Source organism: Hathewaya proteolytica DSM 3090 (assembly GCF_900142225.1).
Classification (GTDB): domain Bacteria; phylum Bacillota; class Clostridia; order Clostridiales; family Clostridiaceae; genus Hathewaya; species Hathewaya proteolytica.
The window spans coordinates 123,255-147,727 of sequence record NZ_FRAD01000005.1 but is presented as its reverse complement, the minus strand read 5'-3'; the positions used below and the strand labels follow the sequence as shown (position 1 = coordinate 147,727).

Here is a 24,473-nt window from a genome sequence, read left to right as displayed (position 1 = left end):
AGAATTCTTAGCTTCACGTGGAGTTTTAACCCCAGGTGAAGGTTAGAAGTCGTTATATAGGGGCGTGTCCGATGTCATCGCCCTCCTATAAGAGGAGGGTGTGTTAAAACGGCTAGCCATCACATAAACCATTTTAGGAGGTATGAAAATGACTGAGAAAGATAAAAAATGCTGTGAGGATGCTACTTGCAATTGTGAAAACCATGAGGAACACGATCATGAATGTGGTTGCTGCTGTGGCTGTGGAGAAGAAGAACTAGAAGTTATGCAAGTAGAGTTAGAGGACGAAAATGGAAATCCTATACTTTGCGATGTAATTGATGGTTTTGACTACAAGGATAAAGAATATGCGGTTTTATTAAACCCTGAAGATGAATCATATTACATTTTCAAAGTTGAAGGTAATGAGGATGATGATATGGGAGAACTAGTCGTTCCATCTGAAGAAGAATTCAACGAAGTAAAAGATTACTATGAAAACCTTCTTGCTAGTGAAGAGGAAGATGAAGAAGAAGAATAGAGTTTAAACAAAAGCCATTGATTATTCAATGGCTTTTCTAAATATGGAATGGAGATAAAGTAAAGATGGAAAAGTTAGCTTTGTTTGATATAGATTTTACTATTACTAAAAAGGAAACTCTGTTGCAGTTTTATCGGTTTATGATAAAAAAGAACAAGAAATACATTAAATATTTTCCCAAGGTTTTGTACTCAGGGCTTTGCTATGGGCTTGGAATACACAAGGAAAAAAGGACGAAGGAAATTTTTATGAGTTTTATTAAGGGCATTTCTGTGGAGGATATGAATAAAATATGCAAACAATTCTACCATGAATGCCTTAAAAATATATTGTACAAAGACGGCATAGATAAGATGATGGAATTAAGGGATAGTGGCTATATGGTGATTCTTATTTCTGCCTCGCCGGAGTTTTATCTTAACACTTTATATGACTTGGGTTGTGTTGCTAAAATAATTGGTACTAGGGTGAAGATACAAAACAATTCTTATATTAATGTAATTGAAGGGAAAAATTGCAAGGGACAAGAGAAAATTAGTAGGCTCAACAGTTTTCTAAGTGAGAGGGGCATAAAAGAAGTAGACTACAAAAACTCATATATGTTTTCTGACTCTTTATCCGACTCTCCACTTTTAAATTTAGTTGGAAAACCCTATCTTATAAATTACAAGAGGAGAGCGAACTTTCCAGTGTTGCAATGGGAATAGTGTTAAAGTAAATAAAATTTTAAACGATAATAATAAATATATATTATTATTTGTTTGTTCCAACATAGGGGGAATTAGATGAGTATGGATTTAGAAATTAAAGATAACAATATGCCAAAAGACGTAAACAATAAAGATGGGAGTATTGGTGTAGTAAATGGCAGGATTGTAGTTAATAATCCTGAGGGCCATGGCGAGCCTGCATATATAATTCCTTCATCTAAGTTATTTGTTTTCGTCAGTGGTGAAAAAGTACAAACGAAGACTGACGTTTTCAGCTACACTGATGTAACGTACGAAATACCTGAAAAAGTTGCCTTAAGAAATATGAAGGTTTTATGCAAGGACAATGAAATGAAGGCTATTCTATCTGTATCCTATGAGCCAGGCATCAGGTATAAATTGAAGGACCAACAATTTGCAAAATTTACATCCTTTGATATAGAAAAAAAGGAAGAGATATTACCACCACTATATACCAGAGAAGAGATTGAAAAGGCTCTTGTAAGCGCAGGCATTTCATATGGTATTGATAGGGAAGTTATAGAGGCTGCCATGACATCCTACGATTTTACGGAAGGACTGGTAGCAGAAGGTTTGGATCCTGTGGCGCCTGTCCCTGATAAAGTGGATATAAAATTTAAGATTAAACCACCTAAATTTAAAGAAGATTTAAAGGGAAATGTAGATTATAAGTCTATTGGGCAAATAGTATCTGTTGAGCCAGGTCAGCTGTTGGCACAGATAATTGAGGGAAACCAGGGCAGTGATGGAGTTTCAGTTAGAGGAAAGATAATTAAAGTTCCAAAGCCCAAGCCTTTAAAGATTGTTTGTGGAAGTGGATGTGAGCAATTTGGAAATCAGATAAAATCCACACTAAAAGGAAAGCCCCTTTACAATGGCGGAAAGTTTTCAGTATCTGAGCTACACGAAGTAAGAAGTAATGTGGATCTTAGCACTGGAAATATTAAATTTTCAGGTCATGTAGTTGTATACGGTCATGTTCTCGAGGGCATGGAGGTTGAAGGCACTGCAGGGGTAGAGATATATAAATCTGTAGCTAATTCAGTGATAAAATCCAATGGAAACATAGAGATAAGTGGAAATAGTCTTTTGTCAAATATCAATGCTGGAGGAATAGAAAATGCAAACAGCATTATAAGAGAAAAAATGAAGTCAATATCTATATCTTTAGAAGAGCTTTATGGTGATTGTATGCAAATCGAAAAACAAAATACGCTTGGACAACCTGTTAGGCCAGGAGAATTGATTAAAATACTCCTGGAAAGAAAATTCAGGAATCTCACCAATAAAGTTTCAGATTTTTTAAGAGTTTATTTGGCCTTTGACAATTGCAATAAAAAGCTTTACATAAATCTGAAAATGCGATTGTTAGGAGGCGGTCCACTAACCATAGAGAAATATGATGTGTTGCAAGAGTTGATAATAGCACTGAATGATGAAATACATAGGCTAGTGGTTGACAACTCTTCAAAGGCTGATATAAAGTTATCCTACTGTCAAGACAGTGTTATAAATGCCACTGGAAATGTATATATAAATGGACGAGGGCAATATCAATCAAATATTATGGCAGGGGATAGTGTATATATAACTGGCATAAGATCTGTATCTAGAGGTGGAATCATACAAGCTGGTAATATAATAAAATGTAACTTTATAGGCAGTGACGCTGGTGTAAAAACAGAGCTAAAGGTGGACAAACAGGGCGAAATCTTTGCCAACTTTGCGTATCATAACACAAAGTTTACTGTGGGAACATATCAATACACTTTGGAGAAGCCAAGTAAAGATATTCACGTGTATTTATCATCAAATGGTGAGCTTATGGTTGATAAATTTAATGCGTAGTAGAAAGGGTAGGAGGAATGTTATATGGAAAATAAAGAGATTAAGGTATTGATATTTATGCTGAAAAATGAGTATTATGCTCTAGATATCATGCAGATTGAGAGAATATTAGCTTATGAAGAGACAACAAAGATACCAGAAATGCCAAGTTTTGTGGATGGAGTGAAGGATTATGAGGGCAGGATTCTCCCAATAATCAATTTGGCCAAGAAATTCAACATTGACTCTTGCGATGTTACTAAGGAATCTAAGGTCATCGTAACTAGATGTGACGGAAAGCATATGGGTATTGTTGTGGACGAGGTATCGGAAGTAATCAATGTGCATGAAAAAGATATTGAAAAGAATGCTAATGTGACTAACGGTATATCTAAAAAATATGTAAATGGACTTATTAAGTTGAAAGGTAATATCATTATTTCCCTTGATACTAAATATATATTATCGGAATTTGATAAAGAACAAATGGATATATAGGTGGATAAAATTATGCAAGAAGAGATAAAGATTGGCATAGGTGATCTTAATACCGCCAAGTCACCTATACCCTTAATAACAATTGGGCTGGGATCCTGTGTGGGCATTGCCATATACGACAGTGTTACAAAAATTGGAGGTCTTGCTCACATTATGCTACCTGATAGTTCGCAGTTTTCAAATGTGACTAATAAAATGAAATTTGCAGATTTAGCTATTCCTATGCTTATCGACAAACTTCTTCGCATGGGGTGTAGTAAGAGAAACTTAAAGGCAAAGATTGCTGGTGGTGCTGCAATGTTTAACTTCAGTGATCAAAAGATGACTATGAACATCGGAGAGCGAAATGTAAATGCAGTGAAGGAAACATTGAAAAAGCTAAATATATCAATTTTAAGTGAGGATACAGGTGGCAATAAAGGAAGAACTATAAAATTGTGTACTGAAAGTGGTAAACTTACTGTTAAAGTTATCGGAGTTGCCACAAAGGAAATATAGAGTTGGAGTGGGTGAAGTGAGTAAGATAAAGGTTGTTGTTGTAGATGATTCAGCGCTAATGAGAAAAATAATCTCTGATATGATAAATTCTCAAGATGATATGGAAGTAATCAATACAGCTAAAAATGGAGATGAACTGCTAAAAAAACTAAGTCCTATGCCAGATGTCATAACTCTAGATGTGGAAATGCCTGTGGTAAATGGCATTGAAACCTTGAGTATATTACAACAAAGCCACATACAGGTGCCTGTTATTATGCTTAGCTCCCTTACAAAATCGGGAGCAGATATAACAATGGAATGCCTTCAATTGGGGGCTTTTGATTTTATATCAAAGCCATCAGGTTCCATATCTTTAGACATAAATAAGGTAAAGGATGAGTTAATAGATAAGATAAGGGAGGCTAAAAACAGCAGAAGGTTTATTCCCGCAAGTTGGTCCCCCAAGGAAAAGGAAATTCCCCTTGTGCAATCCTTTGGAAAATCGCCAAAGGTTGTGAACAAAAGTAAAAATATAAAGGCTATTCTAATCGGCGCATCAACAGGAGGACCTAAGGCATTGTTTCAGGTTATAACCAATCTACCTAAGTTGGATATACCCATCTTTGTAGTTCAACATATGCCCGTAGGATTTACAAAATCCTTTGCAGAAAGGCTGAACAATAATAGCAAGATGTCAGTGGTGGAAGCGGAAAACAATATGGTCATAGAAAAAAACACTGTTTATATAGCAAAAGCCGGGTATCACCTAAAGGTATCCCAGGGTAATCGCCTCAAATTGGATGAAAGTGAACCAATATGGGGAGTCAGACCTGCCGTGGATAAATTGTTTTTCTCTGCAGTAGAAGTGTACAACTCAAACTTGCTCAGTTTAATTTTGACGGGCATGGGGCGAGATGGAGCAGATGGAACTGCAGTTGTAAAAGATGGTGGTGGGATAACTTTATGTCAAGATGAAAGAAGTAGCACTGTGTATGGAATGCCAAAGGCAGCTTTTGCCACGGGCAAAGTTGATGAAGTGGTTTCACTGGACAATGCGGCAAAAAGAATTACGGAAATAGTCATGAAGAGAGGAGTTTAGTCATGGACTTTGATTATTTAGGGAAATGGGTTAAAAAAGAATATGGTATAGATTTTACTGCATATAAATCCAATCAACTTCACAGGCGAATAAATAGCTTTATGGAGAGATTGGGTATAAATAATGCACAGGACTTTGTGGCATATATGGACAAGAATCCTCAGACTAAACAAAAGTTTATGGACTTTATAACTATTAATGTAACGGAGTTTTTTAGAAATCCCGATATATTTAAGGAATTTGAGGATGCCCTTACGGATTACATCAAGAGCCGTTCAGGAAGAATAAATATATGGAGTGCAGCATGTTCTAATGGCTCTGAGCCTTATTCCATTGCAATGATTGTAAAAAATATGAACACTCCGAGTTCTACAAGAATACTAGCTACGGATATTGATGCCACCATATTAAAAAAAGCAAAGGAAGGCATTTATACTAATGCAGAAATTAAAAATATAAAAATGGATTTTTTACGTAAATATTTCGATAAAATTGACGATAAATATAAAGTAAAGACAGAAATCAAAAATTTAGTTACATTTAAGCGGCATGATCTTATTAATGATATATATGAAAAGGACTTTGATGCAATCATAAGTAGAAATGTGGTTATATATTTTAATGAAGAAGCCAAAGAACGAATATATACTCGATTCAGCCAATCCCTAAAACAAGGTGGATTACTTTTTGTTGGTGCTACTGAAAGTATATATAGTTATAGAAAATATGGGTTTGAAAAAGTTTCCACATTTATTTACAAAAAGATATAGGGGGAATGAAGGATGGATACATCACAATACATGTCTATGTTTTTAGAAGAATCCATGGATAATTTACAGACGTTGAATGAATCTCTTCTTGAGTTAGAGCAAGATCCAACAAATGTGGATAAGCTAAATGAAATATTCAGGGTCGCTCACACGATTAAAGGAATGGCTGCTACCATGGGATTTTCAGATATGGCAGAGCTCACGCATAAGATGGAAGATGTTTTGTCTAAGTTTAGAAATGGAGAGATGACGGTGACGGCTCATGTTGTCACTACTTTGTTTAAATGTCTTGACACTTTGGAGCTTATGGTTGATAATATTTCTGAAGAAAACGATGAAAAAGTAGATGTAAGCGATATAATTCAGAGATTACAGGATATACAGAACCAATCCGCTGATGTAATAGAGGAACCGAAAGAGGAACCCTATGAATGTAAGCCTTGTGTTGAAGAAGAGACAAGGAATTTAAGATGTGAACTCAATGAGTACGACATCAATATAATAAAACAGGCTGAAGACAAGGGTTTTATGTCCTATGATGTGGATATTAATTTGGATGAAAACACCATACTTAAATCTGCAAGAGCTTTCTTGGTTTTTAGAGTTGTTGAGGAATTGGGTGAAGTAATAAAATCCATGCCATCTACAGATGACATCGAAAATGAAAACTTCGATTACAATATTAACATTATAATAGTATCTCGAAACACAAAGGAAGAGATACAGCAAGCCATAATGGGTGTGTCGGAGATAAAAAGCGTGGATGTAGTTGAGATAAAATGCAATGAAAACAAAATTAGTGAAAACACAATACAGCATGCTGAAATTGAAACTCAGGTATTGAAGGAAGAAGTAAAGGCTAAAATACCTGATAACAAAGAAACAGTTAAAAGGCAAAACACTGATTCTTCCCACAAGAAATCTCATCAATCTGTAAGAGTTGATTTGGAGAGGTTGGACAAATTTCTTACCATGGTTTCTGAACTTGTTATTCACAGGACAAGATTGGAACAGATAGCATCTAACGAAAAAGTAACAGAGTTTAATGAGACCTTAGAGCAAATAGGAAGAACTACCACTGATCTTCAGGAGCTAGTTATGAAAATAAGAATGCTTCCTCTTGAAACTGTGTTTAATAGATTTCCAAGGATGATTAGGGACTTGTCTGTGGAACTTGGCAAGGATATGGAACTTATAATAGAGGGACAAGATACCGAGCTGGACAGGACTGTAATAGATGAAATAGGAGAACCTTTGATTCACCTTCTTAGAAATTCAGCAGATCATGGCATCGAGGATAAGGAAACAAGGCTTAAAGCCGGAAAACCTGCTGTAGGTCAGATAAGACTTATTGCATACCAAGAAGGTACAAAGGCTGTAATTAAGGTGGAGGATGATGGCGCCGGCATAAATGTGGCAAGAGTAAAGGCAAAGGCTGAAGAAAAGGGAATCAATACTGAAGGTCTAAATGATGACCAATTAAAGAACTTGATTTTTGATCAGGGCTTCAGTACTAACGAAAAAGTCACTGATATATCCGGTAGAGGCGTAGGTATGGATGTGGTGATGACAAAGATTACTTCCCTTGGAGGCACTGTGGATCTTGTTTCAGAACAGGGAAAAGGTTCTACATTTACCATAAAGCTTCCTTTGACTTTGCAAATAATTAAGGCTTTGCTAGTTAGAATAGAAAATGAGACCATGGCGATTTCGCTGGGATACATCGATAGAGTATTGGATTTTACAGATAACATGGTTAAAAAAACTAATGGAAAAGAAGTGATTTTATACAGTGGAAATGTAATTCCCCTTATTAGGATAAATAGAAAACTTAATCTTCCAGAGGTTGAAAGCAAAAAGTATGTTGTAATTGCCAAAGTGGGAGATAAAACAGTTGGTCTCCTAGTAGATTCACTGCTAGGGCAAAGGGAAATAGTAATAAAACCATTTGGCAAAACATTGCAGAGTCTAAAAGAATATATTGGAGCTACAATACTTGGGGATGGACTTGTTACTCTTATTCTTGATGTGGCTTCACTTATATAGTTAAGGAGAGGATATATGAGTTATAAAGATTATTCTTCTATGCAACTGGATGCCCTAAAAGAAGTTGGAAATATTGGAGTTGGCAATTCTGCCACGGCACTATCACAGCTTTTAAATAAAAAAGTAGACATTACAGTGCCAAATGTAAACATTGTACCTTTTGATGAGTTTTACAAAAATGGTTTGGCCGAGAAAATTGTTATAGGTGTTTTAGTTAGAGTACTTGGTGACTGTCCTGGCAATATTTTATTTGTATTTGAAGAGGAAAGTGCTTTAAATATAGTTAGAAATCTTATGGGAGACCATATAACAGAAATGAATGATATGGCAATGTCAGCACTTTGCGAGGTAGGCAACATTATATCGTCGTCATACATGAATTCAATTAGTAAGTTCACAAATTTAGCTATGATGTCATCTGTGCCTGCTATAAATTGCGATATGCTTGGTGCAATGCTGACCACTGTGTTTATGGAGTCAGGTCAATACGACGAGTACGTATTGGACATAGAAACATCTTTTATTCAGGAAGGTAATAACAAGACAACGGGAAATTTTTATTTTATACCTATTCCTGGAGCTTTAGAAAAAATATTGGGTTCTTTAGGAATATAGGTTAATGGAGGGATTATAAAATGGCAACTAAAGTGTTAATAGTTGATGATGCAGCTTTCATGAGAATGATGATTAAGGATATTTTAGAAAAAAACGGATTTGAAGTAGTAGGTGAAGGAAGTAATGGTATTAAGGGTGTGGAATTGTATAAAAGTGAAAAACCTGATATAGTTACAATGGACATAACAATGCCTGAAATGGATGGGATACAGGCAGTAAAAGAAATCAGAAAGTTTGATCCAAACGCAAAAATAATTATGTGTAGTGCTATGGGGCAACAAACCATGGTTATGGATGCTATAAGAGCGGGAGCCAAGGATTTTATTGTGAAGCCATTCCAGGCAGACAGAGTTCTTGAGGCCATAAAAAAAGTTGTTGGCTAGGAGGAATAAATTATGCAAGTTATTGTATTCAGATTGTTAGATGAACAATTTGCAGTGAGTACAGATGTGGTTAAAAGCATAAATGATATGATGGAAATCACAAAGGTTCCTAGGGCTCCAGAATATATAATGGGTCTTATCAATCTTCGTGGAAATGTGAGCTCACTTTTAAACATAAATTTATTAATGAATTTACCTCAGAGTGACGAGAGCAGCAGCATAATAATAATGAATTTAGAAGACGAAGCTGTGGGAATAGCTGTAGATGAGGTAAAGGAAGTTCTGGAAGTTGAAGAGAGTAGTCTAGAAAAAATAGACGATGCCAAAGATAAGCCGTACTTCAGAGGCATAATCAAGTTCCAGGAAAGGATTATAACCCTTGTGGATATCAATAAACTGATACCAAAGTGTTAAAACTTTTAGAAAAGAGGTAGAATTATGGCTGATGTTTTATCGCAGGGTGAAATAGATGCTCTATTGTCAGCTTTGTCATCAGGTGAACTTGAACCGGAAAATCTTCATGAGGAAGAACAGCACAAGGTAAAGAAATACGATTTCAGAAGTCCTCAAAAGTTTTCAAAGGAGCATTTAAGGACTTTAGAGCTTATTTACAACAACTATAGTCGTATAATTTCCACTTACCTTACTGCTCAAGTTAGGAACAATATTAAGGTTAAGATTGAAACTATTCAACAGATAACCTATGAGGAATTTATACATTCTGTGCCTAATCCTACGGTATTGACCTTGTTTTCAATGCAACCACTACTAGGGTCACTTATCTTTGAGACAAATCCAGATTTTGTATTCAAAATAATTGATGTGCTTTTAGGTGGTAAAGGTGATAGAAAAATAAAGGCAAGAGAGCTCTCTGATATAGATAAAAATATTATTTGGAGAATTAATAAGGGTCTCATTGAAAATATGAAGTTGGCTTGGGAAGATATTTTAGATGTGGAACCAGAAATGGAAAGCTTAGAAACCAATCCTGCTCTTAACCAAACATTGGCTCCCAATGAACCTGTTGCGCTTATTACATTTACAGTAGATATGGGTAGAAGTAGTACCTTCCTGAATATATGTATTCCTTTCCTTAGCATTGAAAAAGTTTTGGGTAAACTTGAGGTACAGTACTTATTTAAGGGAAGTAACATTCAGGATGAAACTCGTGAAGAAGATTCTCTTAACCTGAGAAATAAATTAGATCATGTGGCAGTGGAAGTCGTCGCTTTATTGGGCAAAACCCAGATAACCATTGAGGATTTTTTAAGGCTTTCTCCGGGAGATGTGATGACGCTAAACAATAAGGTTGATGAACCTGTTAGCATATATATTGATGATAAGCCTTACTATTATGCTAAACCAGGTGTAATAGGAAAGTTCCAGGGGTTAGAGATTTTGGATATTATAGATAAGGATGTGGAGAACTATGAATAATGGATTCCTATCACAGGAAGAAATAAATTCTCTATTAGCTGGAGAAGGAAATGTAGACGTAAACAATGAAACAAATGACCAGGACATGGAAGAAGTTTTAAATGAAATAGATAAAGATATACTGGGTGAATTAGGTAATATATCCATGGGTTCAGCTTCAACAACATTGTCCACTATAATAGGCCAGCCTGTAAATATAACTACGCCATCAGTGGCAATAACGACTTTAAAAAAATTAAGAGGCACTTTTGATGTGCCTAATATTGCCCTAGATGTGGAGTATGTGACAGGTATTGTTGGTGGAAATGTTTTTGTTATGAAAATATCTGATGCTGCAGTTATTGCAAATCTCATGATGGGCGGCAATGGAGAGGTGGATCCTAGTATTGAGGCGCTAAGTGAACTGGAAGTTAGTGCTGTGTCGGAGGCTATGAATCAAATGATTGGTTCTGCAGCGACCTCCATGGCCACTATGTTTGGAAGGGAAGTAAATATATCGCCACCTACTTCTATACAGTGGAATAATGAGACTGACATATTATCAAAATCCATTGGAAATGATGAGGTTATCGTTCGCGTTGCCTTTAGCATGACTATTGGAGATCTAGTGGATAGCACTATTATGCAAATTCTACCTATAGATACTGCAAAAACCATAATAAACATTATGATGGGAAATGACACTGAGGAAAATACTCAGCAAGTAGACAATTCTACATTTGAAGCTGAGGAAGCAACGTTAGCTCCAGATGATAGCTATAATTACTCCAACAGCTCATATGTTGCAAGTAACATAGAAGAAAAACCAGTTGAAAGGCAAGCGGTAAACGTGAAACAGGCTACTTTCCCACCTCTTACTGGCGGTGAGTTAGGTGATATGCCTCACAATATAGATCTTATATTAGATGTACAGTTGGACATTGCTGTGGTTCTTGGAAGAACAAAAATGAATATCAGAGACATATTGGATTTAGGGTCTGGGTCCCTTATTGAACTGGATAAATTGGCTGAGGAACCTGTAGAAATATTGGTAAACGGAAAAAAAGTTGCCATGGGTGAAGTTGTAGTTGTGGATGAAAACTTTGGAGTCCGAATAAATAGTATAGTTAGTTCAGAGGATCGCGTTAGGTCACTGGGCAAATAGTTTATGCTATAAATAATAAAAACCCGCATGGCGGGTTTTTATTATTTAACACATAGAGCGAATTAAATCATTCATATTGGATAAAAAAATTGCTATACTTCTAAACATTTATATAGAAAACTCGATAATAAAATATGAGACGAATCAAGGGGGTGTAACTTTGAAAATTAATAATGTTACAATGAATAATGTGAATAATTTATATAAATTGAAATGCAATAGAGCTAACTCAAATGAGAGACAAAAAAATGAAAATGACAGCATACAAATATCTTCAGCTGGTAAGAATATAAGCAGATTTTTTAAAGAGGAAATTGTAATACCAGATGACAAAAAGGTGATGGAAATAAAAGCCCTAGTTGAAAGTGGAAATTATAAGGTTTCTTCTGAGGAGTTAGCTAAAAAATTAGTTGCAAGCTTTGGAAATAAGGGAATATAGGTGTAAGGAGATATATATGATTGAAAAATTGATATATGTTTTTGAAAAGGAAAAAGAAGCTTTAAAAATACTGCTGAATTTATTAGAGCAACAGCACGAATACCTTACTAAAGAAGATGTATTTGCCCTGGATGCCATAGTAAAAAAAATTGAAAATGCCAATAAGGATGTGGCTTCTCTGGAAATGGAGAGAAGAAGTATAACTGGTGAACAGTCTATAAGAGAAATTGTGAAAAACTTTGGCAATGAAAATTTAGATTTGCTTTATAGAGAGATTCAACATCTTCTTCATGAGCTAAAAACACAAAAGGATTCTAATGATATTCTCATAAGGCAAGGGCTAGGATTTACAACGCAAATTTTAGATTTTATAAATCCTAGTGGGAAAACTCCCAAAACATATAATTCATATGGAAAAGTGAAGAGGTGATAATGTGTCAGGATTATTTGCAACATTTGGAGTATCAACAAGAGGAATGAGTTCGCAACAAAAAGCATTACAAGTAACATCACACAACATCGCAAATGCCAATACGGAAGGTTATTCAAGACAAAGGGCGGAACTACAGACTACAAAACCTTTTTCTATGCCTTCCATGCACTCTGCCATAAGTCCGGGTCAACTTGGGACAGGATCTCAAATTGTAACTATAAGCAGAATCCGAGACCATTTTCTTGACTTTCAGGTAAGAAAAGAAGTTACGGTATTGGGCACATATGAATACAGAGATAGGTATCTTAGCGAGGTTGAAAGTATATTAAATGAACCAACGGAACACGGTCTATCCACTATGTTCGGCCAATTTTTTGGGGCCTGGCACGATTTATCAAAACAAGCTGAAAACTCCAATGCCCGTACAGTGGTAGCCAATCAGGCAGATGCTCTGGCGAAGGAAATAAATCATACCTATAGTCAACTTACAAATACAAAGAACAATATACATTTAGAGATAAATCAGCAAGTTACCAATGTGAATAGCATGCTGAATCAAATTGATGATTTAAATCAACAGATAATGAATGTAAAGATAGCTGGACAAGAGCCCAATGATCTCATGGATAGAAGGGATTTATTGATTGACAAACTTAGTAAAGCTTTTAATATAGACATAGATAAAAAAGAATTTTACTCTATAGATATCAAACCGGGAAATACTGAGAATGTGCCTTCAGTGGGACAGGAACTTCTTGTTAGAAAAGAGCCTAATTATGCAGTTAGCAGATTTTCTTATATTAATTCCATTGAGAAGAAGGAAGAGAATGACAATACTTTTACTTTGACTTTGAAGTATTCAAAGCTGGGAAATACAAACGAACAAGAAGTGATAACCATTAAGAATATAGCTGCAGACAAGGTAGACTCTATATATAAGGACATAGAACAAAGCAGAATTATATTTTGTGATGAAGATGGACAGGCATACAGTAAAGAAATTAAAGGTGAGAAATTTGATTCTATCAAGTCACAATTAGGATTGTTTGTGCCTGACAATGGCGAAGTCAAGGGCTTAATCTCCATTCAAAAGGATATAGATAAATATCAAGAAGAACTGGACAAGATGGCAAAGGGCTTTTCCATAGCTGTAAATGCTCTTTACAGTCCTAAGGAAGATGCAGATAAAACTTTATTTTTTGTTAATAATGATGGAGTACCTCATGATGATATGAAGATAAATGCTAAAAATATAGCTATAAATAAAGAATTGTTAGAAAATGTTATGAAAATCAAAGCTGGCAGTAAGTACGATGGCACAGCCAGTGGAGCATCGGATGGCTCTAGGGCTCTTGCCATTGCACAAATTCAGCAAGTTCTCATTGATTTTTCAAATTGCAACTCCAAAGATATAACTGATAAAGAGGACTTCATAGACAAAATCCTTGGTGGAACAGAGGTGTCTTCTGAGTTGAATGGTGCTATAATCCTTAAAGGAAATAAATCGGGAACCAAAACTGATGCGTATTTTAAGGATATTGTGGATCAGTTGGGAATACAGCGTTCAGAGGCTAAGAGAATAGTAAACAATCAGAATACATTGCTTTCAAACTTTGAAGAGAGAAGAGCTTCGGAATCTGGCGTTTCTTTGGATGAGGAAATGACTAACCTTATTCAATTTCAACATTGTTACCAAGCCAATGCTAAGATAATATCTATAGTTGATCAATTGCTTGACGTGGTTGTCAATGGATTGATTAGATAATGAAAGGGAGGGATATTAATTGAGAATAACAAATAAAATGCTGGCTACCTCTTTTCTTTCAGACATGAATAGAAATCTTAATCACTTGCAGACACTACAGCAACAAATGACTTCTGGAAAAGAGGTAAGGCTTCCTTCTGATGATCCTTTTAAGGTGGCTAGGGCCATGCAATTGCACACCGATATAAGTACAAATAAGCAGTACAATAAAAATATAGAAGATGCCATTAATTTTTTAGATGTAACGGACACTGCATTAAATCAAACAACTCAGATGATGCAAAGGGTTAATGAATTACTGGTATCTGCTGGAAATGCAGGCTATGGTTCTTCAGAGAGAAGAGCTATCAAGGATGAAATAAATCAAAAGATTTCTGAATTAAGTCAGATATTAAATACTTCTTTTGATGGAAAATATATTTTTTCCGGTACAAGCGGCACAACTAAACCTATTAAGACAATTGGTGGTATAAGCTACAATAATGCTGCTAGTATCAAATTTAGCGATGACAAAGATGAGATAGCAAAATGGAAAAATGTAAAACTTAGTATAGATAATCCTTTGGACCCAACAAAAAAAATAGAGGTGGATCTAAAGGCATTGAATGACAAACCAACATTGGATGATATTGCAGCTGAAATAAATAAAAGTATATCTGAACAATATGAAAAGGACGACTTAAGGGTTGTAACTAACAACAAGGATAGAAAGCTTTTATTCATAAATGAAACTGGAAAAGAGCTAAATATTTCTGTTACAAGTAATGCAGGTGGAGGTCCAATTCCAAACAGTGTTAATGACATAAAAAGTATCACCACTTCTGTTAAAGTAGACAACGGCAATACTGAAATAATGTACAATACGGAAGATGGACAGCCCAACAAAATTTTATCTGAAAGTCTTTTGGTAGAGATATCTCAAGGTGTAACTATTGGATACAATGTAACAGCCACTGATGTGCTAAGTTTTAGGGACAAAAATGGTGATTCCAAAGATTTTAGGCAACTTTTAAAATCCATAACCAATCATCTTGACGGAAAAGACAGCAATGGAAATGAAATAGATGAAAAAGCCGTGGAAAAATTACTTACTGAAGATTTGTCAGAGTTAAAGAGTGCCATGGAAAATGTACTAAGAGTTAGGGCAGAGGTTGGTGCAAAACAGAATAGGATGGATTCTGCAAAGGAAAAGAATATAGAGCAGAATTTTAATCTTACTGAGATTTTATCTAAAACAGAAGATATAGATATAACGGAAAAGACCATGGAATATGCAGTGTTGCAATCAGTTTACTTAGCTTCACTGCAGACTAGTGCAAAAGTACTTCAACCGACGTTAATGGATTATATGAGATAAAAGTTTAACTAAAGTTAATGGAGGTGATTTTATTTTGGAAATCGTAAATATGAAACAAAACAACACAATGGAAAGCATGAAAAATCTTATTTCCAACGTAGCTGAGCAAGAAGAACTTTCAGTTGAGGAAATCAACAAGGAGGAAACGTCAAATTTAGACAATACTTCTAACAAAGAAAGTGTAAAAGAACAGTCTTATTCTGAAAAGGAATTAAAAGAATCTTTGGATATAGTAAATGCCCTATTAAAGAAACACAATTCTCACGCAGAGTACTCTATGCACGATAAGTTTAAAAACGTGATCATGATAAAAATAGTAGATACAGATAGCGGAAGGGTGTTGCAAGAGGTGCCACCTAAAAAAATCTTGGATATGATTGCAAAAATGTGCGAGATGGTGGGAATTATGGTTGATAAAAAAGCCTAAGGAAGTGGAGCCGTATGGAAACCAAATTGAACAAGGTCGATCTTGAAATTCGCCAAGGAATAAATGAAAAGACTTCCGAAAGTAAGGTGCACAGAAAACAGGAAAATATAATAAGAGAAAACGATGATATGAAGCACCAAAATATGAATTTAAAAAAATCCAATGAAAAGACGGTCATTGTGGATGCAGAGATGAATATTGAGGAAGCCGCTAAGAGTGAAGGCAAAGGCTTGCTTTTGGATAGAACGCTGTAAATTTTGTTGTGGAGGGGAAAAGGAATGACCTTTGGGAATGCTTATAATGTGTATAAAAGTAACAGTGTAAATTATGCATCTAAGGAACAACTTCTTCTTATGTTGTTAGATGGTGCAGTTAAATTTTCGAAATTGGCAAGGGTTGCTATAGAAGAGAACAATATAAATGAAGCACATAATAATATCGTTAAGACTGAGAATATATTTTTAGAATTGACATACAGTCTTGATACAAATTTAGGTGGCAAGTGGGCAGAAGACTTAAAAAGAGTATATGAATTTATAGTTGATAACTTGGGAAGAGCAAATATAAGTAAGGATGCAAAAACCTTGGATGACACAATTTCACTAATTTGCGATGTGAGAGATACGTGGAACGAAGCGTACAAGCTATCAAAAGTGGATAATAAGTAGTTTTAATGGAGGAAAAGGAGGAAGGATAATGGCTATTTCAGGTATTAATACAAATAGAATAACAGGTCTTGCAACTGGGATGGACACAGATCAAGTAGTAAAAAATATGTTGAAAGCTCATAAGATCAAGGTGGATAGATTTAAGCAAAAAAAACAAGTGGATGAGTGGAAACAGGAAACATATGTGGAGTTAACGCAAAACTTGAGAAAACTTAAGTCAGATTATATGGATATTGTTAAATCTGGAGATAATAATCTACTTCTAAATTCCACTTATAGTACTTTAAAAAATGATATTTTAGAAGCTGATAGAAAAAATTTGGATGTTAAAGGAAGCATTGGTGCCATACAAGGTAACTATAAGGTTAAGGTAAACAACCTAGCTAGCAATGCAAGCATTCATAGCAATCTACCTGAAGGAACTAAGTTAGATGTGGACAAACCAATTAGCGATTATATTGGTGCAGTGGGAGAAGGACAAAATGAAAATCTTAAAATAACTGTAGGCGATGATGTTTTTGAATTTAATATGAACAGCGACATGACTTTGGGAGATTTCCTAAAGGAGCTTAAGAATACAACAGTTAAAGATAGCAACGGAAATAGCAAATCTCTTTCTAGTGTTTTAAACATAGGGGCTAGTACCATAACAAATAAAATTGTTTTCCAGACTGTTAAAACAGGAAGCAATTCTTCAATTAAGGTTGAAGGTAGCATTGCTGAAAAATTAGGCATGAGCAGTGGCCTACCTGTAGAGGCAAAAGGAACCGATGCTGAAATAGAAGTGAAAATACCAGGTGAGACAGAGTACTCTAAGGTCACCAGCGAATCAAATTTATTTACTAGGGATAATATTACTTTTGCATTGAAAGAGGCAGATTCCACTAAAGAAATTTCCTTTAACCTTAGACCAGATGCCACTGAGGTAGCGGGCAAGGTTGAAAAATTTATAAATTCCTACAATGAATTAGTGAAAAAAATTGAGGACCTACTTTCAGAAAAGACCACAGGATATAAACCTCTGACAGATGAGGAAAAAGATAGTTTATCAGAGAAGCAAATTGAAAAGTGGGAAAATCAAGCTAAAAAAGGATTGTTTAGAAATGACAAGCAATTAGAGTCCATGATTTTGAGTTTGAGAAGGGCTTTTAGCGATGGAATAGAGGGCGTTTCTACTGACTACAGAAAAATAGGGATAGATACAAAAAAAGATAGCAATACTATTACCTTTGACAAGGATAAGTTTAAGACTGCTTTTGAAGTTAATGGTGAAGAAATATTTAATTTGCTTACTAAGGATACAAAGCTAAATATTAATTATGAATCTACAGCAAATGAAAAAAGGCAAGCTTACAATGAAAGAGGTATTTTTAGAAGGATATCTTCTATTTTAGATGAATATGCCGGTGGCGAGGGTGTTTTTGTAAAAAAAGCGGGATTTGAAAATTCTAGATATGCATTTGAAAATGACCTTACAAAGAGCATTTTGAAGCAAGAAAAAGCTATTGCTCAAATGGAAAACAAAATGTTCAACAAAGAGAAGGTATATTACAGTCAGTTTGCAAAGCTGGAGGAAGCTATGAATAAGCTGAATGCACAAAGTAATTGGCTTGCTTCCCAGTTAGGCGGTATAAAATAATGAATAATGAAGAAAAAACTCTTTTGGAGTACAAAAAAATAAGTGAAAAGATAGTGGAAGCCCTTGAAAAAAGTGATTTTGTATCTTTTTATGATCTCACTGAAGAGAGAGAGAAAATTTTGCTAGACCTTAAGAATATGGATTTAAACAAGGTATCTCAAGAAGTGAGGCAAAATCTAAATGTTGACCAGCTTCAGAAGGAGATCAATAAGTTAATTAAGAATAAACTTCAAGAGTACAAAAATGAGATGGCGTCAATAGTCAGGAATAGGGAAGCACACAATGCTTACAATGACCATTTGAAAAGGCAAGTTCATTTTAATACTCAAGTATAGTAATTTGGAGGCCGTAATGAGATTAAATCACAATCTTCAATCGTTAAATGTGTATAGAAATTTGTTAAGGACTGAAAAGAAGCAATCTGTGGCCATGAATAGAATCAACACTGGAAGCAAGCTCAATTCCGCTGCTGATGATCCCAATAGAATCTCTCAAAGTGAGAGGCTAAAGTTGGGCATAAGATCCCTTAATAGTTGCTCTAGAAATATTCAAGATAGTGTTAGCTTAATTCAAACCATGGATGGTGGATTATCTGGTATGTCTGAAAGTCTTCAGAGGATACGAGAACTTACGGTGCAAGCTGGCGGAATGATGACAGAAAAAGATAAAGAGGAAATAAAAAAAGAGATCAATGTAATGGTGGACAATATAAATTATTTGGCAAAAAATACGGATATGAATGGTTTGAGTATGCTGAATAGAGATGGCATAGAGGGGACACCAGATTATATAATCTCCAAAATCAGTATGGAAGACGATGATATAAAAATTCCCACTTTTCAACTAACAACAGACAAGCTTGGCATTGAAAAAGAACAGATAGATATTTCAACTGTGGATAAGGTGGGAGAATCTCTTGAAAAAATTGACTCAGCCATGGAAAAAGTCATTACTGCTAGAAGCAGCTACGGCTCTATACAAAATAGATTAGAATCTACCTTTGATATAGTGCAAGATACTGTACTAGCAATGGAGGGGGCTGATAGTATGATAAGCGATGCAGATGTAGCTGAAGAAATACTAAATTTGACTACAAAAAATATTATTACAGAAGCAAGTAATGCTATCATGGTTCAAACAAATAGAATGCCCTCAGAGGTTTTGAATATATTAAGGAATATGAAATAAAAGAAAGCTACTATTTATATAAATAGTAGCTTTCTTTTATGCAAAAAAATGTATATTGTATCATTTGTTTAAAAAAAGCTTTTAAAGAATAGTAAAAGTGAAAAAAATTGAAGGCATATCTACCTAGAGTATAATATTTAACAAAAATAATGTTAAATATAAAATTAAATTAAACATTTAAGAAAAATACAATGTTGAAAGAGAATATTTAAATTATGGTAATAAAACATGTTTAAAAAAACTTGTTTATCAATTATAATGTATTAATAAATATATTTAAAAAATATATTCAACTTAAATAAATAATGAACTAAAATAGCAAATCCCAATAAAAGAGTATTTGTAAAAGCAAAAGTTATTTACTTTTTATTCACATATAATATATTAAGGAGGTTGATTCTATGAGTAATGGTGTTAATAGTATATTCAATAACAATAGTTACGGAAGCCATGTTTATGGTTATATAAAAGATGCTATGGCGGCAAGTATGAAAAGAGATAGTGTGATTTCAAACAATATAGCCAACGTAAATACTCAGGGTTACAAGAGGTTTGACGTAATTCTTAAAAATAATTTAAAAAACCACAATAAAATGGAAATGAAGAGGACTGAGGAAAAACATCTACCCTCCAATTCAATTGAATCAGCATACGAAATTAAGAGAGATAACTCAACTTCTATGAAAAATGATGGCAATAATGTGGATGTGGATTCTGAAATGGGCAATCTTGCAGCAAATGCAATATTGTATCAATCTTTAGTAACTTCAATTAACAACGAATTTGCTATGAAGAATACTGTCATTAGGGGAGGTAAATAATAATGAGAGCTTTCCAGAGCATGAGGATTAGCACAAGTGGACTTGCTGCAGAACGTCTACGAATGGACACCATAGCTTCAAATATGGTAAATGCTACAACTACAAGAGGAAAAGACGGCAAGCCCTATGTAAGGAAGATAGCCGTATTTAAAGAGAATTATCAAAATGAAATAAGCAGAGTTACTGGAAGAAAAACTAGTCAACTTATGGGGGTAAAGGCTGTAAAGATTGAGGAAGATCCATCCCCTTTAAGGAATGTATACGACCCAGAGCATCCGGATGCAGATGAGAATGGATATGTAACCATGCCAAACGTTAACACTCTTAATGAAATGGCGGATTTAATTGCATCTTCTAGAGCCTATGAGGCCAATGTTACATGCATAAATATTCAAAAAAACATTCTTATGAAAACTTTAGAAATAGGAAAATAACAGGAGTGAAAATACATGGTTACAAATCAATTTATACCTTCAGTTAATTTAGATCTCATAAATAGTGCAAGAAACATATTGAAAAGCGACAGTGTAAATAAAAGCAAATCAGAAGACCTGGAATCCATAAATGGTCCAGGAGATTTTGGAAGTGTTCTAAAAAATGAGCTGGACAAGGTTAATAATTATCAGGTAAATAATGAGCAAAACATAGAAAAGTATTTAAATGGCGAAGATATTGACATGTACGAAGTAATGGTGTCTGCTAAGGAGGCAAGTACAACCCTTCAAATGGCGGTAGAAATAAGGAACAAGTTAGTTGATGCATATTTGGAAATAAGCAGAATGCAGATTTAAAGGTTGGGAGTGCGCGTAATGGGAAAACTAACAGAAAAAGTAAGTGGCATAAAAGGAAAATGGAAGGCACTAAGTAAGGGGAAAAAGATTACCATAATATCCGCAATAATTGGTACACTGCTAATTATTGCATATATTTGCTTTTCTGTTTTTAGAACGGAGTATGCTGTTCTATTTTCAAATCTTGACTCAAAGGACTCAGGTAGCGTTATAGATTATCTAAAGGAACAAAACATCGATTATAAGGTGCAGGGTAATTCTATTATGGTTCCTAAACAGGATATTTCTAAAACTCGTATGGAAACGCTTTCCAAGGTGGATTTTAAAAATGGCAGTGTAGGTCTTGAATTATTTGAATCGGATAGTATGGTTCTTACTGATTTTGAAAACAATGTTAAGTATCAAAGGGCTCTTCAGGGGGAAATTGAACTTATGATAAAGTCCTTTGAGGAAGTTGAGAATTGCAAAGTACTTTTAAAGCTTGTAGAAAAGGACACCTTTGCTATAAAGGAATCTACTGAAGCTGCCTCTGCAGCTATTTATATTAAGTTGAAATCCGGTGTAAAATCTCTTCAGGATAATCAAGTAAAGGCCATAGTTTCTTTGGTAACTGGCGCAGTGCCCAATATACAAAGGGAAAATGTGAATATAGCTGTAAATGACATTCAGCTAGTTACAGATAAATTATTTGATGATGAGGAAGATGTTGCAAAGGGTCAAGTATCAACTGATAAACAAAGAGAGATGATAAACAATAAAGAAGAATCTATGAAGGAAAAAGTATTGGAAATTTTAAAACCTGTTTATGGCAGTGGTGTTAAAGTTTCTGTAAATGTAGATTTGAATTTTAATGCAGTGCAAACTGATAGCAAAAACTATTCTCCTGGTGTAGTTGTTAGTGAGAATATAATAGAAACCAACGATAAAAATAAAACTCCAGACAAAACCACTAGTTCTCCTGTGGACAATAATTTGTCACCAGTTGTGGTAGATGGGGAAGGTACAAGTACAGAGTATACTTATAAGGATGAGACGAGAAATTATCAGGTTCCATCGGTGAATAGAACGGAGGTAGAAGCCCCAGGAAAAATCAATAAAATTAATATCTCAGTTGCCATAGATGAAACCAAAGCGAAATTGGATGATCTCTCTAGATTAAAAATTGAAGAAGCTGTTATGTCCGCTGCTGGTATAGACAAAACTAGGGGAGATACTGTGAGCATACAAGGTTTTGTATTTGCAGATAGCAAGAATCCTCTTATGGATGAGGCAAAAAATCAAATGAATTCTACTTCAAATCAAAATCTGCAAAAGACATTGGAAAGAAATCTTATAATGGCTATTCTAGGAATAATCTTATTAATAGTAATGTTAGTAGTATACAAAAAAGTTTGGGGAAAGAAAGATATAGAAGAGGATGATGTTGGGTTGGATGAAATCATGGAAAGTGTAATACAGCCTAAGGGTCGAGAGGATAAATTTGAACCTATAGTATTTGAATCTGAGACTCCAACTACTCACATGGAATCTGAAGTAAAGAAATATGCACAGAATCAACCAGAACAAGTTGTAGATATAGTTAAATCTTGGTTGGCTGAGGATGAGAGGTGATCTAAATGAGTAAATTTGATAGTTTGACAGGAGTGCAAAAGGCAGCAATTCTATTTATCACCTTAGGTCCTGAAATATCCTCTAATATAATAAAAAAATTGCCTGAAAGAGAAATACAAAAAATCACTTTTGAGATAGCTAACATAAATACAGTAAAATCTGAACAAAGACAGGACATCCTTCAAGAGTTTATTGAGATAAATAAGGCAAAAGAATTTTTAAAGGAAGGTGGAATAGACTATGCCCGCGTTCTACTTGGAAAAGCTTTAGGACCACAGAGGGCAGCTGAAATTTTAGACAAGGTAACTGAGGCCACTCAGCAGTTTAGACCATTCTCCATTGCTAGAAAAGCTGATCCTATACAACTGGTAAATGTGCTGCTAAATGAGCACCCTCAGACCATAGCTTTGGTTTTATGTTATCTGCAATCTGATAAAGCGGCACAGATAATAGCAGAGCTGCCTGAAGAGCTTCAGGCAGATGTAGCTTATAGGATAGCAACTATGAATACAACTTCACCTACAGTTATAAAAGAAATTGAAAAGGTTCTAGATGGAAAGCTGTCATCAGTTATAAAAACCGAGACAACTAATCTAGGTGGAATTCAATCTATAGTAGATATATTAAATCAGGTTGACAGGACAACAGAGAAGAACATAACAGAGAGTTTAGAAAGAGAAGATGCAGAATTAGCGGAAAAGGTTAAAGAGTCAATGTTCGTATTCGAAGACATCATCAATCTGGATGATTTATCAGTTCAAAGAATTCTTAGAGAAGTGGACAGCAAAGATCTTGTATTGGCGCTTAAAAATGTATCTGAAGATGTACAGCAACACATATTTAAGAATCAGTCTAAGAGGGCAGCTGAGTCTATGAAGGAAGATATGGAGTACCTTGGTCCAGTTAGATTAGTTGATGTGGAGAAGGCACAGCAGAATATAGTTAACATAATAAGACGACTTGATGAGACAGGCGAAATCATCATGGCTAGGGGTGGTGAAGATGCAATCATCATCTAATGTCATAAAAAATGGACATGTGGAGTTGCAGGGCAATGTTGAAATAGAAACTCAATACGTATACAGTTGCAAAGAAAACAGGGAACACTGCCATGAGGATGAAAAGTACCATGACGAAGCAAAACAGAGTGAGGATGCTACCCAAGAAATGTATAAGACTCTTGGTGAAAACATGATTAAAAATGCACGACAGAAAGCTCAGGAAATAATAAGTGAAGCTAATAATAAGGCTAAAGTAATTAAAGAAAACTCCTATGACGAGGGTTATAAATTAGGCTATGATGAGGGATACGGTAAAGCATATCAAGATGCTATAGATAAAGCCCAAGAAGAAAAAGAAAGAATTATTGGTGAGGGTGAGAAAATCCTGAATTACTGTAGAGATGAACATGAAAAATATTTCAGGCAGCATGAAAAAAACATTATTCAGTGCATTATAGATATGGCAAAACAAGTTATTCACACAGAAATCAGAAACACTGGGGTCATTTCAGAGATGATAAAGGAAGAGTTGGAAAAAATATCACAAAGTAAAACCGTCATTATAAAAGCTAACTCAAGTTATGAAGAAGAAATTAAAAACAATATTGAAAGATGGAAACTAGAGTACGTATTAGACAATGTTTTCTTCATCCCAATGGATGACATGCAGATGGACAAAGTGATTATTGAAAAAGACTACGGGAAAATAAAAATAGATGTGAATTATGCCATGGAAAAGATAAAGGATGAGCTGTTGAAGTAAAAATAATCAGAGAGGTAACC

General features: G+C 34.8%; 29 protein-coding genes. All 29 read left to right on the top strand.

Going from position 1 to position 24,473, the window contains the following annotated elements; genetic code table 11:
- Nucleotides 1–148: 148 nt before the first annotated feature.
- The 29 genes from BUA73_RS03505 to BUA73_RS03365 all read left to right on the top strand — a co-directional run bounded on the left by BUA73_RS03505 (nt 149) and on the right by BUA73_RS03365 (nt 24,453).
- A complete protein-coding gene (locus BUA73_RS03505) occupies nt 149–520 on the top strand; it encodes a DUF1292 domain-containing protein (RefSeq protein WP_072902426.1) in 372 nt (123 codons plus the stop codon).
- Between the two features lie 65 nt (nt 521–585).
- Entirely contained in the window at nt 586–1,227 is a 642-nt protein-coding gene (locus tag BUA73_RS03500; protein WP_072902423.1) for an HAD-IB family hydrolase, read from the top strand.
- 78 nt (nt 1,228–1,305) lie between these two features.
- Nucleotides 1,306–3,099, top strand: coding sequence for a DUF342 domain-containing protein (locus BUA73_RS03495; RefSeq protein ID WP_072902421.1), 1,794 nt, complete (start codon nt 1,306–1,308; stop codon nt 3,097–3,099).
- Nucleotides 3,100–3,123: 24 nt separating this feature from the next.
- A complete protein-coding gene (locus BUA73_RS13775; RefSeq protein ID WP_072902419.1) occupies nt 3,124–3,576 on the top strand; it encodes a chemotaxis protein CheW in 453 nt (150 codons plus the stop codon).
- A 12-nt stretch (nt 3,577–3,588) separates the two neighbouring features.
- Entirely contained in the window at nt 3,589–4,074 is a 486-nt protein-coding gene (locus tag BUA73_RS13770; protein ID WP_072902416.1) for a chemotaxis protein CheD, read from the top strand.
- A gap of 16 nt (nt 4,075–4,090) precedes the next feature.
- Entirely contained in the window at nt 4,091–5,155 is a 1,065-nt protein-coding gene (locus BUA73_RS03480) for a protein-glutamate methylesterase/protein-glutamine glutaminase (RefSeq protein ID WP_072902414.1), read from the top strand.
- 2 nt (nt 5,156–5,157) lie between these two features.
- Nucleotides 5,158–5,925 carry a CheR family methyltransferase gene (locus BUA73_RS03475; protein ID WP_072902412.1) on the top strand — a complete coding sequence of 256 codons (768 nt, stop codon included), beginning with the start codon at nt 5,158–5,160 and terminating at the stop codon, nt 5,923–5,925.
- Between the two features lie 12 nt (nt 5,926–5,937).
- Nucleotides 5,938–7,971: a chemotaxis protein CheA gene (locus tag BUA73_RS03470; protein WP_072902409.1), complete on the top strand. Its 2,034-nt coding sequence runs from the start codon at nt 5,938–5,940 to the stop codon at nt 7,969–7,971.
- 15 nt (nt 7,972–7,986) lie between these two features.
- Complete coding sequence (locus BUA73_RS03465) at nt 7,987–8,586, top strand: chemotaxis protein CheC (RefSeq protein ID WP_072902406.1); 600 nt, start codon at nt 7,987–7,989, stop codon at nt 8,584–8,586.
- Nucleotides 8,587–8,606: 20 nt separating this feature from the next.
- A complete protein-coding gene (locus BUA73_RS03460; RefSeq protein ID WP_072902404.1) occupies nt 8,607–8,969 on the top strand; it encodes a response regulator in 363 nt (120 codons plus the stop codon).
- Nucleotides 8,970–8,981: 12 nt separating this feature from the next.
- On the top strand, nt 8,982–9,383 hold the full coding sequence (locus tag BUA73_RS03455; protein ID WP_072902401.1) for a chemotaxis protein CheW: 402 nt from the start codon (nt 8,982–8,984) through the stop codon (nt 9,381–9,383).
- 24 nt (nt 9,384–9,407) lie between these two features.
- On the top strand, nt 9,408–10,406 hold the full coding sequence (gene fliM / locus BUA73_RS03450) for a flagellar motor switch protein FliM (RefSeq protein WP_072902399.1): 999 nt from the start codon (nt 9,408–9,410) through the stop codon (nt 10,404–10,406).
- Nucleotides 10,399–11,550, top strand: coding sequence for a flagellar motor switch phosphatase FliY (gene fliY / locus BUA73_RS03445; protein WP_072902396.1), 1,152 nt, complete (start codon nt 10,399–10,401; stop codon nt 11,548–11,550). The genes fliM and fliY overlap by 8 nt, the downstream gene beginning before the upstream one ends.
- A 160-nt stretch (nt 11,551–11,710) precedes the next feature.
- Complete coding sequence (gene flgM, locus BUA73_RS03440; RefSeq protein ID WP_072902394.1) at nt 11,711–11,989, top strand: flagellar biosynthesis anti-sigma factor FlgM; 279 nt, start codon at nt 11,711–11,713, stop codon at nt 11,987–11,989.
- A 16-nt stretch (nt 11,990–12,005) separates the two neighbouring features.
- Nucleotides 12,006–12,419, top strand: coding sequence for a flagellar protein FlgN (locus BUA73_RS03435; RefSeq protein WP_072902392.1), 414 nt, complete (start codon nt 12,006–12,008; stop codon nt 12,417–12,419).
- Between the two features lie 4 nt (nt 12,420–12,423).
- Nucleotides 12,424–14,187 (top strand): flagellar hook-associated protein FlgK, encoded by a 1,764-nt coding sequence (gene flgK, locus BUA73_RS03430; protein ID WP_072902389.1) that lies wholly within the window; start codon nt 12,424–12,426, stop codon nt 14,185–14,187.
- A gap of 19 nt (nt 14,188–14,206) precedes the next feature.
- Nucleotides 14,207–15,544, top strand: coding sequence for a flagellar hook-associated protein FlgL (flgL, locus tag BUA73_RS03425; protein WP_072902387.1), 1,338 nt, complete (start codon nt 14,207–14,209; stop codon nt 15,542–15,544).
- Nucleotides 15,545–15,578: 34 nt separating this feature from the next.
- Nucleotides 15,579–15,971, top strand: a complete 393-nt coding sequence (locus BUA73_RS03420) for a flagellar protein FlaG (protein WP_084672018.1) — start codon at nt 15,579–15,581, stop codon at nt 15,969–15,971.
- 14 nt (nt 15,972–15,985) lie between these two features.
- Complete coding sequence (locus BUA73_RS03415) at nt 15,986–16,225, top strand: hypothetical protein (RefSeq protein ID WP_072902385.1); 240 nt, start codon at nt 15,986–15,988, stop codon at nt 16,223–16,225.
- A 24-nt stretch (nt 16,226–16,249) separates the two neighbouring features.
- The gene (gene fliS, locus BUA73_RS03410; RefSeq protein ID WP_072902383.1) at nt 16,250–16,639 is read left to right on the top strand and encodes a flagellar export chaperone FliS; all 390 of its coding nucleotides are present in this window, start codon (nt 16,250–16,252) and stop codon (nt 16,637–16,639) included.
- Nucleotides 16,640–16,667: 28 nt separating this feature from the next.
- Complete coding sequence (fliD, locus tag BUA73_RS03405) at nt 16,668–18,278, top strand: flagellar filament capping protein FliD (RefSeq protein ID WP_072902381.1); 1,611 nt, start codon at nt 16,668–16,670, stop codon at nt 18,276–18,278.
- Nucleotides 18,278–18,613 (top strand): flagellar protein FliT, encoded by a 336-nt coding sequence (fliT, locus tag BUA73_RS03400; protein WP_072902378.1) that lies wholly within the window; start codon nt 18,278–18,280, stop codon nt 18,611–18,613. Before fliD ends, fliT begins: the two co-directional genes overlap by 1 nt.
- A gap of 16 nt (nt 18,614–18,629) precedes the next feature.
- Nucleotides 18,630–19,466, top strand: coding sequence for a flagellin (locus BUA73_RS03395; RefSeq protein ID WP_072902376.1), 837 nt, complete (start codon nt 18,630–18,632; stop codon nt 19,464–19,466).
- Nucleotides 19,467–19,867: 401 nt separating this feature from the next.
- On the top strand, nt 19,868–20,287 hold the full coding sequence (gene flgB, locus BUA73_RS03390; protein WP_072902374.1) for a flagellar basal body rod protein FlgB: 420 nt from the start codon (nt 19,868–19,870) through the stop codon (nt 20,285–20,287).
- 2 nt (nt 20,288–20,289) lie between these two features.
- Nucleotides 20,290–20,721: a flagellar basal body rod protein FlgC gene (gene flgC / locus BUA73_RS03385; protein ID WP_072902371.1), complete on the top strand. Its 432-nt coding sequence runs from the start codon at nt 20,290–20,292 to the stop codon at nt 20,719–20,721.
- Between the two features lie 15 nt (nt 20,722–20,736).
- Nucleotides 20,737–21,078: a flagellar hook-basal body complex protein FliE gene (gene fliE / locus BUA73_RS03380; protein WP_072902369.1), complete on the top strand. Its 342-nt coding sequence runs from the start codon at nt 20,737–20,739 to the stop codon at nt 21,076–21,078.
- Nucleotides 21,079–21,096: 18 nt separating this feature from the next.
- Entirely contained in the window at nt 21,097–22,689 is a 1,593-nt protein-coding gene (fliF, locus tag BUA73_RS03375) for a flagellar basal-body MS-ring/collar protein FliF (protein WP_072902367.1), read from the top strand.
- 5 nt (nt 22,690–22,694) lie between these two features.
- Nucleotides 22,695–23,708, top strand: coding sequence for a flagellar motor switch protein FliG (gene fliG, locus BUA73_RS03370; protein WP_072902365.1), 1,014 nt, complete (start codon nt 22,695–22,697; stop codon nt 23,706–23,708).
- Nucleotides 23,692–24,453 carry a FliH/SctL family protein gene (locus tag BUA73_RS03365; protein WP_072902363.1) on the top strand — a complete coding sequence of 254 codons (762 nt, stop codon included), beginning with the start codon at nt 23,692–23,694 and terminating at the stop codon, nt 24,451–24,453. Before fliG ends, BUA73_RS03365 begins: the two co-directional genes overlap by 17 nt.
- Nucleotides 24,454–24,473: the final 20 nt, after the last annotated feature.

Excerpts from the sequence above, each read along its gene's own strand:
- fliE (WP_072902369.1), top strand. The coding sequence starts at position 20,737 with ATGGTTACAAATCAATTTATACCTTCAGTTAATTTAGATCTCATAAAT.
- BUA73_RS03475 (WP_072902412.1), top strand. The coding sequence starts at position 5,158 with ATGGACTTTGATTATTTAGGGAAATGGGTTAAAAAAGAATATGGTATA.
- fliG (WP_072902365.1), top strand. The coding sequence starts at position 22,695 with ATGAGTAAATTTGATAGTTTGACAGGAGTGCAAAAGGCAGCAATTCTA.
- BUA73_RS03455 (WP_072902401.1), top strand. The coding sequence starts at position 8,982 with ATGCAAGTTATTGTATTCAGATTGTTAGATGAACAATTTGCAGTGAGT.
- BUA73_RS03505 (WP_072902426.1), top strand. The coding sequence starts at position 149 with ATGACTGAGAAAGATAAAAAATGCTGTGAGGATGCTACTTGCAATTGT.
- BUA73_RS03465 (WP_072902406.1), top strand. The coding sequence starts at position 7,987 with ATGAGTTATAAAGATTATTCTTCTATGCAACTGGATGCCCTAAAAGAA.
- BUA73_RS03470 (WP_072902409.1), top strand. The coding sequence starts at position 5,938 with ATGGATACATCACAATACATGTCTATGTTTTTAGAAGAATCCATGGAT.
- fliT (WP_072902378.1), top strand. The coding sequence starts at position 18,278 with ATGAATAATGAAGAAAAAACTCTTTTGGAGTACAAAAAAATAAGTGAA.
- BUA73_RS03365 (WP_072902363.1), top strand. The coding sequence starts at position 23,692 with ATGCAATCATCATCTAATGTCATAAAAAATGGACATGTGGAGTTGCAG.
- BUA73_RS03435 (WP_072902392.1), top strand. The coding sequence starts at position 12,006 with ATGATTGAAAAATTGATATATGTTTTTGAAAAGGAAAAAGAAGCTTTA.
- fliS (WP_072902383.1), top strand. The coding sequence starts at position 16,250 with ATGACCTTTGGGAATGCTTATAATGTGTATAAAAGTAACAGTGTAAAT.
- fliF (WP_072902367.1), top strand. The coding sequence starts at position 21,097 with ATGGGAAAACTAACAGAAAAAGTAAGTGGCATAAAAGGAAAATGGAAG.
- fliY (WP_072902396.1), top strand. The coding sequence starts at position 10,399 with ATGAATAATGGATTCCTATCACAGGAAGAAATAAATTCTCTATTAGCT.
- BUA73_RS03500 (WP_072902423.1), top strand. The coding sequence starts at position 586 with ATGGAAAAGTTAGCTTTGTTTGATATAGATTTTACTATTACTAAAAAG.
- BUA73_RS03415 (WP_072902385.1), top strand. The coding sequence starts at position 15,986 with ATGGAAACCAAATTGAACAAGGTCGATCTTGAAATTCGCCAAGGAATA.
- BUA73_RS13775 (WP_072902419.1), top strand. The coding sequence starts at position 3,124 with ATGGAAAATAAAGAGATTAAGGTATTGATATTTATGCTGAAAAATGAG.
- BUA73_RS13770 (WP_072902416.1), top strand. The coding sequence starts at position 3,589 with ATGCAAGAAGAGATAAAGATTGGCATAGGTGATCTTAATACCGCCAAG.
- fliD (WP_072902381.1), top strand. The coding sequence starts at position 16,668 with ATGGCTATTTCAGGTATTAATACAAATAGAATAACAGGTCTTGCAACT.
- BUA73_RS03395 (WP_072902376.1), top strand. The coding sequence starts at position 18,630 with ATGAGATTAAATCACAATCTTCAATCGTTAAATGTGTATAGAAATTTG.
- flgB (WP_072902374.1), top strand. The coding sequence starts at position 19,868 with ATGAGTAATGGTGTTAATAGTATATTCAATAACAATAGTTACGGAAGC.
- flgC (WP_072902371.1), top strand. The coding sequence starts at position 20,290 with ATGAGAGCTTTCCAGAGCATGAGGATTAGCACAAGTGGACTTGCTGCA.
- fliM (WP_072902399.1), top strand. The coding sequence starts at position 9,408 with ATGGCTGATGTTTTATCGCAGGGTGAAATAGATGCTCTATTGTCAGCT.
- BUA73_RS03495 (WP_072902421.1), top strand. The coding sequence starts at position 1,306 with ATGAGTATGGATTTAGAAATTAAAGATAACAATATGCCAAAAGACGTA.
- BUA73_RS03460 (WP_072902404.1), top strand. The coding sequence starts at position 8,607 with ATGGCAACTAAAGTGTTAATAGTTGATGATGCAGCTTTCATGAGAATG.